The sequence below is a fragment of the Oerskovia sp. NPDC060287 genome, assembly GCF_042726775.1.
GTDB lineage: Bacteria > Actinomycetota > Actinomycetes > Actinomycetales > Cellulomonadaceae > Oerskovia > Oerskovia merdavium.
In genome coordinates this window covers 1-17,302 of sequence record NZ_JBHXBO010000079.1, presented here as the reverse complement: position 1 = coordinate 17,302, position 17,302 = coordinate 1, and the positions used below count along the sequence as shown (strand labels likewise).

At 73.1% G+C, this 17,302-nt stretch carries 14 protein-coding genes; 4 read left to right on the top strand and 10 right to left on the bottom strand.

Annotated elements, in window-relative coordinates; translation table 11 throughout:
• Positions 1–117 precede the first annotated feature (117 nt).
• Positions 118–744 carry a 30S ribosomal protein S4 gene (gene rpsD, locus ACFWFR_RS09255; RefSeq protein ID WP_056652049.1) on the bottom strand — a complete coding sequence of 209 codons (627 nt, stop codon included), beginning with the start codon at positions 742–744 and terminating at the stop codon, positions 118–120.
• 287 nt (positions 745–1,031) lie between these two features.
• Complete coding sequence (locus ACFWFR_RS09250) at positions 1,032–2,555, bottom strand: replication-associated recombination protein A (protein ID WP_377622576.1); 1,524 nt, start codon at positions 2,553–2,555, stop codon at positions 1,032–1,034.
• Positions 2,556–2,666: 111 nt separating this feature from the next.
• Between ACFWFR_RS09250 and ACFWFR_RS09245 the strand changes: the two genes are divergently transcribed.
• Complete coding sequence (locus ACFWFR_RS09245) at positions 2,667–4,910, top strand: MMPL family transporter (protein ID WP_377622572.1); 2,244 nt, start codon at positions 2,667–2,669, stop codon at positions 4,908–4,910.
• Positions 4,911–5,004: 94 nt separating this feature from the next.
• Here the strand turns inward: ACFWFR_RS09245 and ACFWFR_RS09240 are convergent, their stop codons facing one another.
• Entirely contained in the window at positions 5,005–5,850 is an 846-nt protein-coding gene (locus tag ACFWFR_RS09240) for a GNAT family N-acetyltransferase (RefSeq protein ID WP_377622570.1), read from the bottom strand.
• Positions 5,847–7,679 carry an aspartate--tRNA ligase gene (gene aspS / locus ACFWFR_RS09235; RefSeq protein WP_377616468.1) on the bottom strand — a complete coding sequence of 611 codons (1,833 nt, stop codon included), beginning with the start codon at positions 7,677–7,679 and terminating at the stop codon, positions 5,847–5,849. The genes ACFWFR_RS09240 and aspS overlap by 4 nt, the downstream gene beginning before the upstream one ends.
• Positions 7,680–7,817: 138 nt before the next feature.
• Between aspS and ACFWFR_RS09230 the strand changes: the two genes are divergently transcribed.
• Positions 7,818–8,285 carry a PPOX class F420-dependent oxidoreductase gene (locus tag ACFWFR_RS09230; protein WP_377622568.1) on the top strand — a complete coding sequence of 156 codons (468 nt, stop codon included), beginning with the start codon at positions 7,818–7,820 and terminating at the stop codon, positions 8,283–8,285.
• 31 nt (positions 8,286–8,316) lie between these two features.
• On the opposite strand, the gene ACFWFR_RS09225 is transcribed toward ACFWFR_RS09230, so the two are convergent.
• The 6 genes from ACFWFR_RS09225 to ACFWFR_RS09200 form a co-directional block, all read right to left on the bottom strand.
• The gene (locus ACFWFR_RS09225; protein ID WP_377622566.1) at positions 8,317–9,072 is read right to left on the bottom strand and encodes a hypothetical protein; all 756 of its coding nucleotides are present in this window, start codon (positions 9,070–9,072) and stop codon (positions 8,317–8,319) included.
• Positions 9,073–9,208: 136 nt separating this feature from the next.
• Positions 9,209–11,020, bottom strand: a complete 1,812-nt coding sequence (locus ACFWFR_RS09220) for a M16 family metallopeptidase (protein ID WP_377622564.1) — start codon at positions 11,018–11,020, stop codon at positions 9,209–9,211.
• An 11-nt stretch (positions 11,021–11,031) separates the two neighbouring features.
• A complete protein-coding gene (locus ACFWFR_RS09215; protein ID WP_377622562.1) occupies positions 11,032–11,991 on the bottom strand; it encodes a hypothetical protein in 960 nt (319 codons plus the stop codon).
• Between the two features lie 106 nt (positions 11,992–12,097).
• Positions 12,098–13,240 (bottom strand): Rv2578c family radical SAM protein, encoded by a 1,143-nt coding sequence (locus ACFWFR_RS09210; protein ID WP_377622574.1) that lies wholly within the window; start codon positions 13,238–13,240, stop codon positions 12,098–12,100.
• A 65-nt stretch (positions 13,241–13,305) separates the two neighbouring features.
• Positions 13,306–13,995 (bottom strand): flavodoxin, encoded by a 690-nt coding sequence (locus ACFWFR_RS09205; protein WP_377622560.1) that lies wholly within the window; start codon positions 13,993–13,995, stop codon positions 13,306–13,308.
• Complete coding sequence (locus ACFWFR_RS09200; RefSeq protein WP_377622558.1) at positions 13,992–14,951, bottom strand: helix-turn-helix transcriptional regulator; 960 nt, start codon at positions 14,949–14,951, stop codon at positions 13,992–13,994. Before ACFWFR_RS09200 ends, ACFWFR_RS09205 begins: the two co-directional genes overlap by 4 nt.
• Before the next feature lie 148 nt (positions 14,952–15,099).
• Here ACFWFR_RS09200 and ACFWFR_RS09195 point away from each other — a divergent pair, with 148 nt between their 5' ends.
• Both ACFWFR_RS09195 and ACFWFR_RS09190 read left to right on the top strand, forming a co-directional pair.
• Complete coding sequence (locus tag ACFWFR_RS09195; protein ID WP_377622556.1) at positions 15,100–16,140, top strand: zinc-binding dehydrogenase; 1,041 nt, start codon at positions 15,100–15,102, stop codon at positions 16,138–16,140.
• 106 nt (positions 16,141–16,246) lie between these two features.
• The gene (locus ACFWFR_RS09190; RefSeq protein WP_377616463.1) at positions 16,247–17,122 is read left to right on the top strand and encodes an aldo/keto reductase; all 876 of its coding nucleotides are present in this window, start codon (positions 16,247–16,249) and stop codon (positions 17,120–17,122) included.
• Positions 17,123–17,302: the final 180 nt, after the last annotated feature.

Sequence of the window (17,302 nt, the reverse complement as noted above, 5' to 3'; positions counted from 1 at the left end):
CCGCGCCGTCGGCCCCCCCTCCCAAAACCCCCCCGTCTTCCACCACCCCCCCCCCCCCGGGCTTGGGGGTGTGGGCGGGGTCCGCCCACGGCGCGCGGCAGCAGCCGCGCAGGAGGATCAGCGAGCGTAGTACTCGACGACGAGCTGGACCTCGCAGGTCACGGGGACCTCGACGCGCTTGGGGCGACGCACCAGGACGGCGCTCAGCTTCTCGAGCTGGACGTCGAGGTAGGCCGGGACGGCCGGCAGGACGTCGCGGTGCGCACCGGCAGCGGCGACCTGGAACGGCGTGGTGGCCTGGCTCTTCGGCTTGACCTGGATCGTCTGACCCGGCTTGACCTTGAACGAGGGGCGGTCGACGATCTTGCCGTCGACGAGGATGTGGCGGTGGCCGACGGCCTGGCGCGCCTGCAGGATGGTGCGGGCGAAGCCGGAGCGCAGCACGAGCGCGTCGAGACGCATCTCGAGGTTCTCGACCAGGGCCTCACCGGTCAGACCGGCGTCCTTGCGAGCGTCCTCGTAGGCGCGAGCCATCTGCTTCTCGCGAAGCGCGTACTGGGCGCGCAGACGCTGCTTCTCGCGCAGACGGACCGCGTAGTCCGACTCGGTGCGGCGACGGGCGCGGCCGTGCTCACCGGGCGGGTAGGGACGCTTCTCGAAGTGCTTGACTGCCTTGGGCGTGAGCGCGAGGCCCAGCGCGCGGCTCAGGCGAACCTGGCGGCGCGAACGAGTCACTGAAGACACAGTGTGTTCCTGTCCTGTCGTGTTCTTGACGTCACACCCGTGCGGATTGCCGGGTGCGGGACCAGCCGATGAGCCACCACCGTGATCCGTGAGGATGCGACTCCCCTCGACCTGGGTCGAGGGTGTCCTGCGGGGCTGCGGGGCCGAGGTCCCAGGTGGCCGTCCCTGCCCTGACGGGCGGAGACAACCTGAGAAGTCTACCGCACGGGGCACGGGGGGCGGGCCGTGCCCTGGTCACGGGCCGCCGGTGACGTGCCGACGAGCACCCCAGCTCCGTCCGCCGGCCCTCAGTCGCCCAGGATCTGCCGGATCCGCTCGAGCCGCTCGGTCACCGAGCGCTCGAACCCGCGGTCGGTGGGGGTGTAGTAGCGCGTGCCCTGCAGGACGTCCGGGAGGTACTGCTGGCGCGCGACCGCGTGCGGGGTGTCGTGCGCGTACTTGTACCCCTTGCCGTGCCCCAGCTCCTTGGCCCCCGCGTAGTGGGCGTCGCGCAGGTGCGCGGGCACCGTGCCGACCTTGCCCGCGCGCACGTCCGCGAGGGCCGCGTCGATCCCGAGGTAGGCCGCGTTGGACTTGGGGGCCGTCGCAAGGTGCACGACAGCCTCGGCCAGGATGATCCGGGCCTCGGGCATGCCGATGAGCGCGACGGCCTGGGCCGCGGCGACCGCGGTCTGCAGGGCGCTGGGGTCGGCCATGCCGACGTCCTCCGCGGCCGAGATGACGATGCGCCGGGCGATGAACCGGGGGTCCTCACCCGCGGCGATCATGCGCGCGAGGTAGTGCAGGGATGCGTCGACGTCCGAGCCGCGCACGGACTTGATGAAGGCGCTCGTGACGTCGTAGTGCTGGTCGCCGTCGCGGTCGTAGCGGACCGCGGCGACGTCGATCGCGCGCTCCATGGTCTCGAGGTCGACGACCACGGCGCCGTGCGCCGTCCCCGGCGCGGGGCTCTCCCCGGTCGCGCGGTCCTCGTCCTCGCCCTCGTCGGGAGCCTCCGCCCCCTCCCCCGGGTCGTCCGCGCCCGCACGCCCGACGGCGTCGCCCGGGTCCTGCGCGTCGTCGTCGGAACCCGTGGTGCGCACCGGGGCGTCCGGTACCTCCGAGAGCGCGGCGCCCGCCGCGGCCTCGAGGATCGTCAGGGCCTTGCGGGCGTCGCCGCCCGCGAGGCGGACCAGGTGCTCCTCGGCCTCCTCCGCGAGCGTGACGGCCCCGCCCAGCCCGCGCTCGTCGACCAGCGCGCGGTGCACCAGGGCACGCACGTCACCCGACGTGAGGGGCTTGAGGGTCAGCAGGAGCGAGCGCGAGAGCAAGGGCGAGTTGACCGAGAAGCTCGGGTTCTCCGTGGTGGCCGCCACGAGCGTGACCCACCGGTTCTCCACGCTGGGCAGCAGCGCATCCTGCTGGGACTTGGAGAAGCGGTGGACCTCGTCGATGAACAGGACGGTCTCCTCGCCGCCCGTGGCCAGACGGCGCCGGGCGTCGTCGATGACCTGGCGCACGTCCTTGACGCCCGCGGTGACGGCCGAGAGCTCGACGAAGCGCCGGCCCGAGGTCGAGGCGATGAGGTAGGCGAGCGTCGTCTTGCCCGTGCCGGGCGGGCCCCACAGGATGACCGAGCCCGGGGCCGCGCGCGAGGCACCCGGCCCGTCCACGTCGATCAGGCGACGCAGGGGCGAGCCGGCGACCAGCAGGTGCTCCTGCCCGGCCACCTCCTCGAGGGCCGCGGGGCGCATCCGGACCGCGAGGGGCGAGCCCGGCCCCGGGCGGGGTGTCCCCTGGGTGCCGGAGGTCGCGGCGTCGAACAGGTCCATCCCGGGAAGCATGCACCGAGCCTACGCACCGCCACCCACACTCACCGACTCCGGTCCGCCCACATCCTGCACGACCCGGCACCGCCCCGGCCGAGGTGCCATGCTGGCCGGGTGTTCGAGAGCCTGGGGCGCGCCGTCGCCCACCGTCCCCGCCTGACCGTCGCCGTCTGGGTCGTGCTGACCGTCCTCGGCTTCGCGCTCGCCGTCGTGGGCGTCCACGGCGAGAGCCTGTTCGACCGCCTGACCACGGGCGAGCCCGCGGTCCCGGGCTCGCAGAACGAGCGCGGCACGCAGATCCTGACCGACCAGGACACGACGGGTGAGGAGATCTCGCTGCTCGTGAGCGGCGCCGACCCGGCCGACCCCGCGGTCGCCGCGGCCATGGACCCCGTGCACCAGCAGCTCGACGCGATCACCGGGGTCGCGACGGTCGTCGACCCGTTCGTGATCCCCGGGGGTCTCGAGACCGAGGCCGCCCGGTCGCTCGTCGCGGCCGACGGAGACGGGTTCCTGGTGTCGGTCACGCTCGAGGCGGGCCTCGACGAGGAGGCCACGGCCGCTGCGGCGAGCGACGTCGTCGAACGCCTCGAGGCCGTCCCCGAGGACCTGGCCGAGGCCGCGCCGGGCGCGACCGGGCTCGTCTCGAGCAACGACCTGATCGTCGAGGCCATCACGTCGCAGGTCGAGAAGGACCTCACGACGGGCGAGATGATCGCCCTGCCCATCGCCCTGCTCGTCATGGTGCTCGTCTTCGGCGGGTTCCTCGCGGCCGCGATGCCCATGGCGGGGGCCATCGCCTCGATCGGCGCGGGCCTGGGGGTCCTGCTCGCGCTGTCCTACCCGCTCACGATCGACGCGTCGGTCGTCAACGTCGTGACCCTGCTGGGCCTGGGCCTGTCGATCGACTACGGGCTGCTGATCGTCTCGCGCTTCCGCGAGGAGCTGCACCGGCTCGTCGACGAGCGTGCCCCCGGTGGGGCCACGACGTCCGGCCCGTCGTCACAGGCCGAGGTCACGGCCGCGGTCGTGCGCACCATGGCCACCGCGGGACGCACCGTCGCCTTCTCCGCGCTGACCGTCGCCATCTCCATCGCCGGGCTCATGGTCGTCGAGCCCGACATCCTGCGCGCGATCGGCGCGGCGGGGCTCGCGATCATCCTGATCGCCGTGGCCACGGCCATGACGCTCGTGCCCGCACTGCTCGCCCTCGCCGGGCACCGCCTGGTGGCTCCCAGCGTCCTCAGCCGCGTCCCCGGGCTGCGGGCCGTCCTGGCGCGCACGGCCGACGTCCAGTCCGACGAGGGCGTGTTCTCGCGCCTCACCGGCCGCGTCCAGCGCCACCCGGTGTGGGTCATGCTCGGCACCGTGGCGGTCCTGGTCGTCCTGGCCCTGCCCGTCCTGGGTCTGCAGATGCGCAACTCGGGCATCGAGCTCCTGCCCCAGAGCTCGCCCCAGCGCGAGTTCGTCGACGAGGTCACCGCGCAGTTCCCCGCGTCCGAGAGTCCCGACCTGCGCGTCGTGACCGACTCCACGCCCGAGCAGGCCCAGGCCTGGGCCGAGGAGATCGCGGGACTCGAGCACGTCGAGCGGGTCGACCCGGCGGTCGCCGTGGGCGCCGACCACGCGGTCGTCGGGGTCCACGTCGACGCCGACGACGCGGGTGGCCCCGAGGCGGTGGCCGTCGTGGACGAGGTGCGGGCCCTGGACCCCGGCTTCGACTTCTACGTCACGGGCCAGGCGGCCGGGCAGGTCGACTTCCGGGCGGCGCTCGCGGACCGGGTGTGGTGGGCCGTGGGGATCGTGGTCGTGGCGACGTTCGTGCTGCTGTTCCTCATGACGGGGTCGGTGCTCATCCCGGTCAAGGCCCTGCTGACCAACGTGCTGTCGCTGGCCGCGTCGCTGGGCGTGCTCGTGTGGGTGTTCCAGGAGGGGCACCTGGAGGGCGTGCTGGACTTCTCGTCGGCGGGCGGCATCGAGACCTACGTCGTGGCGCTCGTGATCGCGTTCGCGTTCGGCCTGGCCATGGACTACGAGGTCTTCCTGCTCTCGCGCATCAAGGAGCTGCACGACGCGGGCCTGTCCAACGACGAGGCCGTGCGGCTGGGCCTGCAGAGGTCGGGGCGCATCATCACCTCGGCCGCGGCCATCATCATCGTGGTGTTCGCGGGCTTCGTGTTCGGCGAGCTGCTCGTGATCAAGGAGGTCGGGTTCGCGCTGGCCGTGGCGGTCTTCATCGACGCGACGATCGTGCGGATCCTGCTCGTGCCGGCCACCATGACGCTCCTGGGCCGGGCCAACTGGTGGGCCCCCAAGCACCTGAGGTGGCTGTACTCGAGGTTCTCGATCACGCACTGACCGCCGCTGCCCGTCCCTGCACCGTCGGGTGCGGAGCTCTGGTGCAGAACGCCGCGTGCGTCGCACCAGAGCACCGTCCCCTGCGGCGACCGGCTCAGTGGCGGCTCTCGAACTCCTGCACGACGGCGTAGCCCAGCCGGGAGTAGACGCGGCGGGCCGCGTCGTTGTCGGCGTACATGCCCAGGGTCACCCAGTCCGCCTCGGCCAGACCGGCCCGGGTCACGACGGCCGTGGTGGCCGCGGCGATGCCGTGCCCGCGCCAGGCGGGGTCGGTCGCGATGCTGCCCAGCGCCCAGGGCGTGCCGGGCTCGACCTGCCGGGCACCGACGACCCCGCGCAGCGCACCGTCCGGGTCGCGCCATCCCCACCAGCGGGCCCACGGGTCCTCGGGGCTCATCTCCGCGAGCGGGTTCGCGACGTCCAGGCACGCGCGCACCTCGGCCGCTGCCGACGGCCCGGTCAGGGCCTCGACCCGCTCCTCGCCCGGCTGGGCCGACGGGGCCTCGCGCGTGGCGAAGAAGTCCCAGCTCGACACCGACCGACCGTCGCCGTCGCGCAGGACGGCCGGCAGGTCGGCGTCCGCGACCCGGTCTCCCAGGAAGCCGAGCGTCCCGCGCGGCAGCCCCGCGCTGACCACGCGGCCGCCGATCACGCCCGAGCCCACGACCCGGGCCAGCACGTCCGCCGTCGCCTCGGCCGCCCCCACGCCCCACAGGCCGACGGCCTGCGGAGGGCGAGCGGCGCCGTCGGGCCCCTCGACCTCGGACGCCGGGGCCCCGAGCGCCACGCTCAGCACGCACGCGTGCTCGTCCTGCCACACCCCGCGCACGTCCCACTCCGCGAGGTCGGTCAGGACAAAGGGGTGGGAGGCCCACCGGTCCGTCAGACCGGTCGAGCCTCCCAGCGTCCTTGCCTGCGTGCGGGTGTCCGGGGCGGTCACGCCTTCCCGGTGGCGGCAGGAGCGGCGTCGGTGTCCGCAGCGGCGTCCGGCGCGGGCGCGGCCTTGGGCTTCGCGTCGACGCCCGCCTCCTTGCGCTGCTGCGCCGTGATGGGCGCGGGCGCCTGCGTCAGCGGGTCGTACCCGCCGCCCGACTTGGGGAACGCGATGACGTCGCGGATCGACTCCGACTTCGTCAGCAGCGCCACGATGCGGTCCCAGCCGAACGCGATGCCGCCGTGCGGCGGGGCGCCGAACGCGAAGGCGTCGAGCAGGAAGCCGAACTTCTCCTGCGCCTCCTCCTCGCCGATGCCCATGACCGCGAACACGCGCTCCTGGACGTCGCGGCGGTGGATACGGATCGAGCCGCCGCCGATCTCGTTGCCGTTGCACACGATGTCGTACGCGTAGGCGAGCGCCTCGCCCGGGTTCTGCTCGAACGTGTCGATCCACTCGGGCGTGGGCGAGGTGAACGCGTGGTGCACCGCGGTCCAGGCCGAGTTGCCCAGTGCGACGTCGCCCTCGTCGGCGGCCTCCCCCGTGGGCTTGAACAGGGGCGCGTCGACGATCCAGACGAACGCCCAGGCGTCCTCGTCGATCTGGCCCGTGCGCTTGGCGATCTCCTGACGGGCCGCGCCCAGCAGGGCGCGCGACTCGTTGGTCTTGCCCGCGGCGAAGAACACCGCGTCGCCCGGCTGCGCGCCGGTCGCGTCGCGCAGGCCCTCGCGCTCGGCCTCCGAGAGGTTCTTGGCGACCGGGCCCGCGAGGGTGCCGTCCTCCTGGAACGTCACGTACGCCAGGCCCTTGGCCCCGCGCTGCTTGGCCCACTCCTGCCAGGCGTCGAACTGGCGGCGCGGCTGCGAGGCCCCGCCCGCCATGACGACGGCGCCCACGTACTCGGCCTGGAAGACGCGGAACGGGGTGTCCTTGAAGTAGTCCGTGAGCTCGACGAGCGGGTTGCCGAAGCGCAGGTCCGGCTTGTCCGAGCCGTACAGGCGCATCGCGTCGTGGAACGTCATGCGCGGGATGGGCGTGGGGATCTTGTACCCGATGAGGTCCCACAGCGCGACGAGGATCTTCTCGCCGAGCGCGATCACGTCGTCCTGCTCGACGAAGCTCATCTCGACGTCGAGCTGCGTGAACTCGGGCTGTCGGTCCGCGCGGAAGTCCTCGTCGCGGTAGCAGCGGGCGATCTGGTAGTAGCGCTCCATGCCCGAGACCATGAGCAGCTGCTTGAACAGCTGCGGGGACTGCGGCAGGGCGTACCAGGAGCCCGGCGCCAGGCGCGCGGGCACCAGGAAGTCGCGGGCGCCCTCCGGGGTCGAGCGCGTCAGGGTCGGGGTCTCGATCTCGACGAAGTCCTGCGCGTCGAGCACGCGGCGTGCGGCCTGGTTGGCCTTGGCGCGCAGGCGCAGGGCGTGGGCCGGGGTGGGGCGGCGCAGGTCCAGGTAGCGGTGCTTGAGGCGTGCCTCCTCGCCGATGACCTCGTTGCCCTCGAGGGCAGTGGAGACCTGGAAGGGCAGGGGCGCGGACTCGTTGAGCACGACGACGTCGCTCGCCACGACCTCGATCTCACCCGTGGGGAGGTTCTTGTTCTCGTTGCCCTCGGGACGCCGGGAGACCTCACCGGTGACCTGGAGCACGAATTCGGCGCGCAGCGGGTGCGCGACCGACTCGTCACGGATGACGACCTGGGCGATGCCCGAGGCGTCACGCAGGTCGATGAAGGCCACCCCACCGTGATCGCGGCGACGGTCGACCCAGCCGGTGAGGGTGACGGTCTGACCGATCTGCTCGGCCCGCAGGGAGCCGGCTGTATGGGTGCGAAGCACGGAGAGAGTCCTTCCGGAACATGCCGGGGCGCGCAGTGGCGTCCCGGGATGGGAGTGGGGAGTGCGCAGACGACGCACGCGGACGAGTCTAGTCTGTGGGCGGACCACGTTCATGAGAATTCTCCCCGGGAGGCACGCATGGCCAGGCGGATCGCGACCACGGACCGGATCGGACGCGCAGAGCTCGTCGCGTTCCTGCGCGCCAACCGGCGGGCCGTGCTGCTCACCCGGCGCGCGAGCGGCGCCCCGCAGATGAGCCCCGTCACGTACGGGGTCGACGACGAAGGGCGTGTGGTCGTCTCGACCTACCCGGACCGCGCCAAGGCCGTGAACCTGCGGCGCGACCCCGCCGCGTCGCTGTGCGTCCTGGGCGAGGACTTCGACGACGCCTGGGTCCAGGTCGACGGCACGGCCGAGGTGATCGACCTGCCCGACTCGGTCGAGCCCCTCGTCGAGTACTACCGCTCGATCGCCGGGGAGCACCCCGACTGGGACGAGTACCGCCGGGCCATGGTCGCGCAGGGCAAGTCGCTCCTGCGCGTGACGGTCACGGGTTGGGGCCCCGTGGCCACGGGCGGGTTCCCGGCACGGCTCGCGCAGGACTGAGCGCGGGCCGTCACGGCCCGGCCCGAGCTGGTCAGGCGCTCGACGTCCCGCGCGACGCGTGCCGGACGACGTGCTCCGGTCCGACGTCCACGGACAGCCACGCCCACTCCGACTCCGCGTCGTACGGCGCCCAGGAGACGGCGCACGCGAGGACCACGACCTCGCCGTCCTCGAGCACGGGCAGGTTCCACTCGAGCCCGGGGCGCTCTGAGGTTCCGCGCTGGCCCCTGGCCGCACGTGGCAACCCGAGCCTGCGCGGCACGTCGTCCACCAGCGACAGGTCGCTCGCGAGCCCGGGATGGTCGGACCTCCATCGCGCGGGACACAGCCCCCGGAGAACGAGGCCCCAGACTCCCTCGCTGTCCGGCCCGCCGATGACCAGCTCCGTGCGACCGTCGTCGGCCGCGAGCGCCGCGAGGTGCTGTCCGTCGGCGGTCCCGACGTCGAGCCCGACGGGCTGATCAGCCATCTGGACGCGCAGGCTCGTCTCGACCATCGCTCCCAGCGCCTGGACGCGCCAGGCGACTCCCCAGGTCGTGGCCGGAGACCTTCCCTCCTTGTCGAAGGTCGGCAAGGGCGTGAGGATCTGCTCGAGCGACCAGGAGGGGCCGCGCCGGTGCAGCAGCCGGCCGCCGGCAGGCAGGGCGAACGTGGAACCAGGAACGGTTCCCGTGTCTCTCCCGGCGCACCGAGCGGACAGGACGACGTCCCCGAACGGGGTCCGGACGTGCGGCGCCACGTCCCCCAGGGCGGGCAGCCCACGAGAGGTCGGCCAGGCGAGCGTCATGGTGCGAGAGCGTAGTCGCTCCGTGCAGGTCGGGTCCCTCTCCTCGCCGGGACGTCGTCGGCGTCGGTCGGGCTCCGAACGTCTCCCTGCCACGGGGGCGACGTAGGAGCCCGCTACCCGGCTCGAAGCGGCCTCGTCACCTCCGCGCCGCACCCACCTCGCGCCGCCTTCTCGCGGCGAGCCACCACGCGATCCCCACGCTTCCCTGGACGATGCCCCAGACCAGGAGCAGGACGACCAGGGCGCTCCCGACGAACTCGGTCTGCAGGGTGACGACCACCCCGAGCGCGAGCACGACGAGGAACACCTGACGCAGCAGGTTCACGCTCAGGTCGAGGTGCCGGTCGATCCACCCGCCGATCCCAGCGCGTGCACCCACGTCCTGCGTGGGCGGGCGCGGCTGGGGAATCTCCTGCGGGTCACGGGCGGGGAGCCTGGCGACCAGGTGCTCGGGCACGCGTGCGTCGACGCCCTGCTCGATCGAGGGGCCGTTCAGGCCGACGTGCAGGGTGGGCTCGATCGCGACGGAGAAGCCGTCGGCCCCGATCAGATGGCGGGCCCCGTCGGGTCTCGCCGACAGGAGCTGGCAGTCCTCGAAGAGGACCGTCGCCGCACCGTCCGGGGTCGTCAGGCTGACTCCCTCCAACCCGATCACGAGGGCGACGTCCGGGTTGTCGACGCGCGGGTAGCGGATCCCCTCGACAGCGGCCGCCGACCGCTGCGGCGCGACGGCCATGCCCGCCCACTCGGCCCCGGCCCGTCCCGGCACCTGGAGCAGAGCCCCCGCCCAGACGTCCTCCGCAACCTGGCGCAGGTCCTCGACCGTGACGGCCTCGAGCTCGGCCCGGGACGTCTCCGGGGTCTTCACCGGGTGTCCGAGCAGGACGTCGAGCGCGTACGTCGGCAGCAGGTCAGCCGCAAGATCCGGCGAGTCGAGCCAAGTGAGCAGCGGCGCCCGCACGGCGTCGAGCTCGGCCTGCTCGATCACCCCGAGCCGGAGCCGGGCGAGGGTGTCGATCATGCCGCCGACGACGGCGCCCTGCTGCTGGGGCAACGCGTCGGCGTACAACGTGAACGTGGCGTGCGTGGCGTCTCGCCGGGAGTAGTCGCCGTCCGCGGTGTACGAGTACCCGCCCACCTCTCGCAGGTCGCGGAAGAGTGCGCGCGCAGCGACCTGCGCCAGCACTATCGCGCCCGCCGACCGCTCCACGACGGCGTCCAGCACGACGTGCCCGTCCTCCCCCTGGAAGAACGCCGGAGTCTGCGGCAGCGCGCTGCTCGCCGTGGGTGCCGGGATCCGCGCGCCGGAGGGCAACGACAGGTCCAGCCCCTCGGGAAGCGCGTCGCCCGTGACGAACAGCACGGCGTTGTCCCGCGTGAACCGCTCCCCGGCCCAGGCTCGCACGTCCTCGGCGCTGAGCCGGCGGATGCCCAGCTCGTCGTAACCGGCCAGTCCGTAGGTCTGAGCGCCGTAGCGCCACTGACGCATGGGGCGGAAGGGCCCGCCCGCCCGGCGCTGCGCCTCGGTCCGCAGGATCTGCTTCTCGACGTCCATCCGGCTCGTCGGAAGGTCGGTGAGCGCCGCGCACACGCCGTTGAGGTAGGCCACGACCTCCTCGTCGGTCCCGTGCACGTGGAACAGGGTGTACCCCTCGGCCGTCACGCCGTTGTGGTGCCCCTCCGCGAGCTGGCGGCCGTGCAGCGCCAGGTGCTCCACGAGATGGGTGATCCCGGCGGTCGCGAGCGTCTCGTCCGCGCTCCCCACCCGGAAGAACAGGCCGGCGGTGCGCTGCCCGTCCTGCTCGCTCGCACGCGCCGCGAACAGCACCGGGATGCCGTCGACCGTCGAGGAGCTGACGATGTGGTCCACGGAGGCGAGCGCGGCGAGGCCGCCCGCGACGACCTCTTCCTGCGTGTCCTGCGCGGCGATGTCGATCTGTGCGGACATGTCGATCCCTCTCAGCCCGCAGCCAGCACGGCGTCGCGGAAGTAGCTGAAGTACGTGACGGGGTCGTCGACGTAGTCCCACGGTGCGCCTGAGGCGCGGTTGCCGATCACCCGGAGGTGCACTGCGGCATCCTCCTCGTGGTCCCCGAGCAGGAAGGCCAGGGCGAACGCGTTGTGCGCCCCGACCGAGTGGAAGTCCTCCCGGTGCTCGGGGTGCCGCACGGACCGCGCAGCCGCCCGGCGGAGGTCGTCACGGACGGCAGCGCTCGCCATGTACCTCTCCTTCTCGGGCGGGTCCAGCTCGAGCCAGTGCTCGATGTGCGCGAGCGCCACGACCGCCCCGTTCGGCGCGCCGGCGGGGGCAGACTCCGCGCACTCGGTCGCGAACCCGTGCGCGTCCTCCCAGCTCCCGCTCCACTTGGGGCACAGCTGCTGGAGCAGCGCCTTCTGCGCGACGTAGCTGTGCGGGTCGAGCGACGCCAAGCGTCCGTAGCGACGGCGGGCCTCGGAGTGCCCGAGCTCGAGCCCCCGGGCCGTCGTCAGACGCACGTCCCACGCGAGGACGAAGGTCGGGTGCTCCGCGCAGACCTCGAGGAGGATCTGCTCGGCTCTGCGCAGCCAGTCGTGGAACTGCGCGAACTGTTCGCGAGACACGTGCTCGGCGCGGTACCGGCTACGGATCCCCCACCCGATGTGGACGTAGCGCTCGGCGAGGAGGGTCCGCAGCAACGGGTCGCGCGGGTCGTCCTCCAAGGCCCGCTCCAGCAGACCCTCGACCCCCTCGACGTCGGAGAGGTACCTCAGGGCGAAGTCCCGGTCCACCGGGCTCAGCTCCTCCAGGAGGGCGGCGACCGCGGCCCAGTCTTCTGTGGCTGCCACGGCCTGCATCGAGGCGATCTGGGGATGGGTCTCTTCGGTCGTGAACAACGGGGGCACGGGCGGCGGTGCCGCGCTCGGGCGCTTCCTGGGCATGCGGGGATCCTCGGCCGATCACAAGGGCACCGGCGAGGCATCGGCATCCGCGCCATGGTGTGACTGGCCGCAAGATAGCAGGTTTTGCCCGATTCGCGCGGGGAACCTAGAAGAGCAGCTGCTCGGCGCTCGCGGACGCGCTCGTGCCCGTGCGTGCTGGCGCTCTGCCGCTGTCCCGGTGCTGCGCCACCAGACTCCCGGCCGGGTAGTCACCCTCGTCGGGCCGCGCTCTCTCGCCAGGAGACTCGGGGTGCCAGGCGGTCCGGGCGTGGCCCGACGTGCGCGCCCGGGCGCGGTGCCCGGCGCTCGCGAAGCCGCGCTCGACGAGCAGCGGGCGCACCCGGTCCCACAGCCAGTCCCGGTACGCGCGGCTCGCGTACGACCCGCTCGCGTAGACGCGTTCGTAGCCCGCGACCCGCTCGGGGTGGTCGCGACGCAGCCAGGCCATGAACCACTCGCGGGTGCCGGGCTTGAGGAACAGCGGGAGGACCGTGGCGCCGGTCGCGCCGGCCTCGTGGACCGCGTCGAGCAGGCGCGTGAGGTGGTCGGTCGAGTCGGTGAGCCACGGCAGGACCGGGGCGATCATGACCCCGCACGGCAGCCCGGCCGCCCTCGCGGCGCGGACGAGGTCGAGGCGGGCGCGCGGCGTGGGCGTCCCCGGCTCGACGGCCTGCTGGAGGTCTTCGTCGACGAACGCCAAGGAGACCCCGATGCCCACGTCCACGCTCTGCGCCGCCTGGCTCAGGCGCGGGAGGTCCCGGCGCAGGAGCGTGCCCTTGGTGAGGATCGAGAACGGCGTGCGCGAGGCCTCGAGGGCGTCGATGATCCCGGGCATGAGCCGGTAGCGCCCCTCGGCGCGCTGGTAGGGGTCGGTGTTGGTGCCGAGCGCGACCGCGTCGCCCGCCCAGGACGGCTTGGCGAGCTCGGCACGCAGCACCTCGGCGACGTTCATCTTCACGACGATCTGGCTGTCGAAGTCCTCGCCGGGGTTCATGTCGAGGTAGCGGTGCGAGGGGCGGGCGAAGCAGTAGGAGCACGCATGGGAGCATCCGCGGTACGGGTTGATCGTCCAGGTGAACGGCATGCGGGACTCCCCCGGCACCTTGGACAGCGCGCTCTTGGCGAGCACCTCGTGGAACGTGACACCGGCGAACTCCGGCGTGCGCACGGTCCGCACAAGCCCCGCCATGCGTCCGAGCCCGGGCAGCGCGCCGTCGTCCGCCGTGATCGCCTGCCCGTCCCACCTCATGGCGCTATTCGAACACATGTTCGATCATGTTGTCGATGCCGACAACGACTGCGACCCCGGACTGCTCAGCCGATCCCCGCCGCCCGCACCCAGCGGTCGATCTCCGGCCCGGCGTCGGCGACACGCTCCCCGCGCACCGCGAGCCCCTCGCCCACGACCGCGTCGGGAGCGAGGGTCGCGTAGACCTCGGGCGCCCGGCCGAGTCCGCTCATGGCGTGCGTCGTGACGGGCAGGATCGTCGTACCCGCGAGCGAGACGCCGTCGAGGAACGTCGACATGATCATGGGCGGGCGCACGTTCCAGATCGGGCTCGCGAGGATCACGGTGCCGTACCCGGCGAGGTCCGGCAGCGGCTCGGCGATCTGCGGGCGGGCGTCCTCGTCCTGCTCGCGCACGTTGCGCGCCACGGTCTCGTCGTAGGCGTGCGGGTACGGGTCGGCGGCGGTGACGCGGTGGAGGTCGATGCCCGTGCGCTCGGCGATCATGGTCGCCAGCACCTCCGTGCTGCCGACCTCGAGGTCGCGCCGGCCGCCGTCCCAGTAGTTCTCGCCGGCGCGGGAGAAGAAGACGATCAGCGCGCCGCCGCCTGCCGTCGCGCCCGTGGTGGGCCGCGGCGCCGTCGTCGGGCCGGCCGCGACGGGCTCGCTTGGCGCCGACTGACCTCCCGTCCCCGCGCACGAGGCCACGGCGAGGACCCCGGCACCGGCGACCGCTACGCGCAGGAGCTCCCGACGCGAGACCGCGCCGGCCCTCACGCGCCCGCCGCCCGGTCGGCGCCCGCCCCGTCGGGCGCGCCCGCCGCACCGACCGCCGCACCGCCCGCCGCACCGACCGCCTCGGCGACCGCGTCGGCGTCGCGGGTCGCCGCGAGCGACGTCAGCAGCGCGAGGGCGTCGGCCGCGGGGCTCCCCGGGGCCGCGCTGTACGCGACCAGGCCCAACCCCGGCTCCTGGGCGAGCTCCATGACGTCGTAGTCGAGCGCAAGGACCCCGACGTCGGGGTGGCGCATGCGCTTGAGACCCGCCCGGTGCACGCGGACGTCACGCGTGGCCCACAGCTCCCGGAACCGCTCGGAGCGCGTCGAGAGCTCGCCGACCAGGTCGCTGAGCGCCCGGTCGTACGGGTTGCGTCCCGCCGCGCCGTGCAGTGCGGCCACCACGGCGCGGGACACCTCGTCCCAGTCCACGTAGTAGCGCCGAGCCGCAGGATCGAGGAACGCGAACCGCGCGGTGTTGGGCGCGGTACCCGTCTCTCGCGCGAAGTCGTGGACGGGGGCGTGCAGCTCACGAGCCAGCGCGTTGGTCGCCACGATGTCGCGACGGCTGTCCGTCACGTACGCCGGGGTCGCCGTCATCGAGTCCAGGACGCGCTGCACCGACACCGGGACCGTCGCGGCACGCACCGGCTCGCGCCGCTTGCGGGCCGGCTGGTTGGCGGAGTGCGCGAGATGACGCAGGTGCAGCGTCTCGGCCTCGTCCAGCCGCAGGGCCGACGCGAGCGCATCGAGCACCGCGTCCGACGCCCCGGCCAGGTTGCCGCGCTCGAGCCGCGCGTAGTACTCCGAGGAGACGCCCGCGAGGACCGCGACCTCGTCCCGGCGCAGGCCCGGGACCCTGCGCCGCCCGGTGCTCGGCGGCAGCCCGACCTCGGTCGGGCTCAACCGGGCTCTGCGGCTCGACAGGAAGTCTCGCACCTCGTCTCGTGGGTCCATGCCCACGACCCTACGGACCGTGCCCCGCCCGAGCCATGCACTGTCAGTACCCCTCTCGACAGGGCGTTCCTCCCTCACCCGGGCGATGGTGGAGTGGATGCAGTGCCACCGACCGACCGGTGGCCACCCGGACGAAGGGACCGAATCCATGCGAGCGACGTACCTGTACGGCACGAGAGACATCCGGGTCGACGAGGTCCCCGACCCCGAGATCCAGGAGCCCACCGATGCCCTCGTGCGGGTCGTGCGGGCGTGCGTGTGCGGCTCGGACCTGCACCGCTACCACGACTACGCGGGCGAGCCGCGCCCCATGGGGCACGAGCTGCTCGGCGTCGTCGAGGACGTCGGGGCCGACGTCACCACGGTCCGCCGCGGCGACTTCGTGATCTGCCCGTTCGGCATCCAGGACAACACGTGCGTGTACTGCCGCGAGGGCATGCAGACCTCGTGCCTGCACGGGCACTTCTTCGGCACGGGCGGAGTGGGCGGTGCCCAGGCCGAGGCCGTGCGCATCCCCCTCGCCGACGGCACGCTCGTCCGGACCGGCACGGCGCTCGCGGACACAGACGAGGCCCTGCTCAACTCGTTGCTCTCGCTCTCCGACGTGTTCCTGACCGGGCACCACGCCGCCCACATGGGCAAGGTAGGTCCCGGACGGACCGTGACCGTGATCGGGGACGGGGCCGTGGGGCTGAGCGCGGTCCTGGCCTCCCGGCGCCTCGGCGCCGAGCGCGTCGTCCTCATGGGCCGCCACACCGACCGCACCGACCTGGGCGTCGAGCTCGGCGCGACCGACGTGGTGCCCGAGCGCGGCGAGGAGGGCGTCGCCCGGGTCCGTGACCTCACGGACGGGCAGGGGACGCACGTCGTGATCGAGGCCGTGGGGCACATGCCCGCCTACCAGCAGGCGTACGGGGTCGTGCGTGTGGGCGGCGTCATCTCACGGGTCGGGGTCCCGCAGTACGAGGACGCACCCGTCGGGTGGGGCTCGCTGTTCGGACGCAACATCACGCTCACGGGCGGCCCCGCCCCGGTGCGGGCCTACATCGAGGACGTCCTGCCGGACGTGCTCGCCGGACGCATCGATCCCGGTCGTGTGTTCGACCGCGTCCTCCCGCTCGACCAGGTCGCCGAGGCCTACCGCGCCATGGACGCGCGCGAGGCCCTCAAGGTCGTGGTCCTGCCCTGACCGTCACCGGACCTCCTGGACACCCCCGCCCGACGTGCCCGACGACGCCACCTCCCCCCTCCCAGCCGTCCTGCCCCCACGACCAGCACCACCCAAGGAGCACCACATGACCGTCCTCACCCTGAACAACGGCGTCACCCTGCCGGCCCTCGGCTTCGGCGTCTTCCAGACCGCGCCCGAGGAGACCGTCTCCTCGGTCCGCACCGCGCTCGAGACCGGGTACCGGCTGGTGGACACCGCCGCGGCCTACGGCAACGAGCGCGAGGTCGGCCGGGCGATCGCCGAGTCGGGCCTCGACCGGGCCGAGGTGTTCATCGAGACCAAGGTGTGGATCAGCGACTACGGCTACGACAAGACGCTGCACGCGTTCGACAAGTCCGCGGGCAAGCTCGGCGTCGAGCAGATCGACCTGCTGCTCCTGCACCAGGCTCTGCCGAGCCGGTTCGACCTCACGCTCGAGGCCTACCGCGCCCTGGAGACGCTCCTGGCCGACGGCAAGGTCCGCGCGATCGGCGTGAGCAACTTCATGCCCGAGCACCTCGAGCGCCTCCTGGAGACGGCGAGCGTCGTCCCGGCCGTCAACCAGATCGAGGTCCACCCGTACTTCCAGCAGCGCGACCTCCAGGCCGTGGACGCGGCGCACGGCATCCTGACCCAGGCCTGGTCCCCCATCGGCGGCATCACCTCCTACCGCGAGGGCGGTGCCCGCACGTTCGACGACCCCGAGATCCTCGCGATCGCCGAGGCGCACGGGAAGTCCGCCGCGCAGGTCATGCTCCGCTGGCACCTCCAGGAGGGCCGCTCCGCGATCCCCAAGTCGACCAGGCCCGCACGCATCGCCGAGAACTTCGACGTGGCCGACCTCACCCTCACGGACGCGGAGCTCGCCGCGATCGACGCGCTCGACCAGGGCGTGCGCCGCGGCCCCGACCCGGCCGACATCACCCTGGAGACCTTCGGCCGGGACATCCCGGAGGCCTGAGCGGCTCTCGCCGAGGCGCCGTCGCCGCGCCCGGCGCCACGGCAGCACGGCAGCGCGGCGCACCGACCCGCGGCACGCGTGAGGCCCGGCAGGGGAATCCCCTGGCCGGGGCGGAGGACGGTGGTGGGGTACTCGGGGTGGTTGGGCGAGTCGGGCAGGTGCTGGGTCTCCAGGCAGACC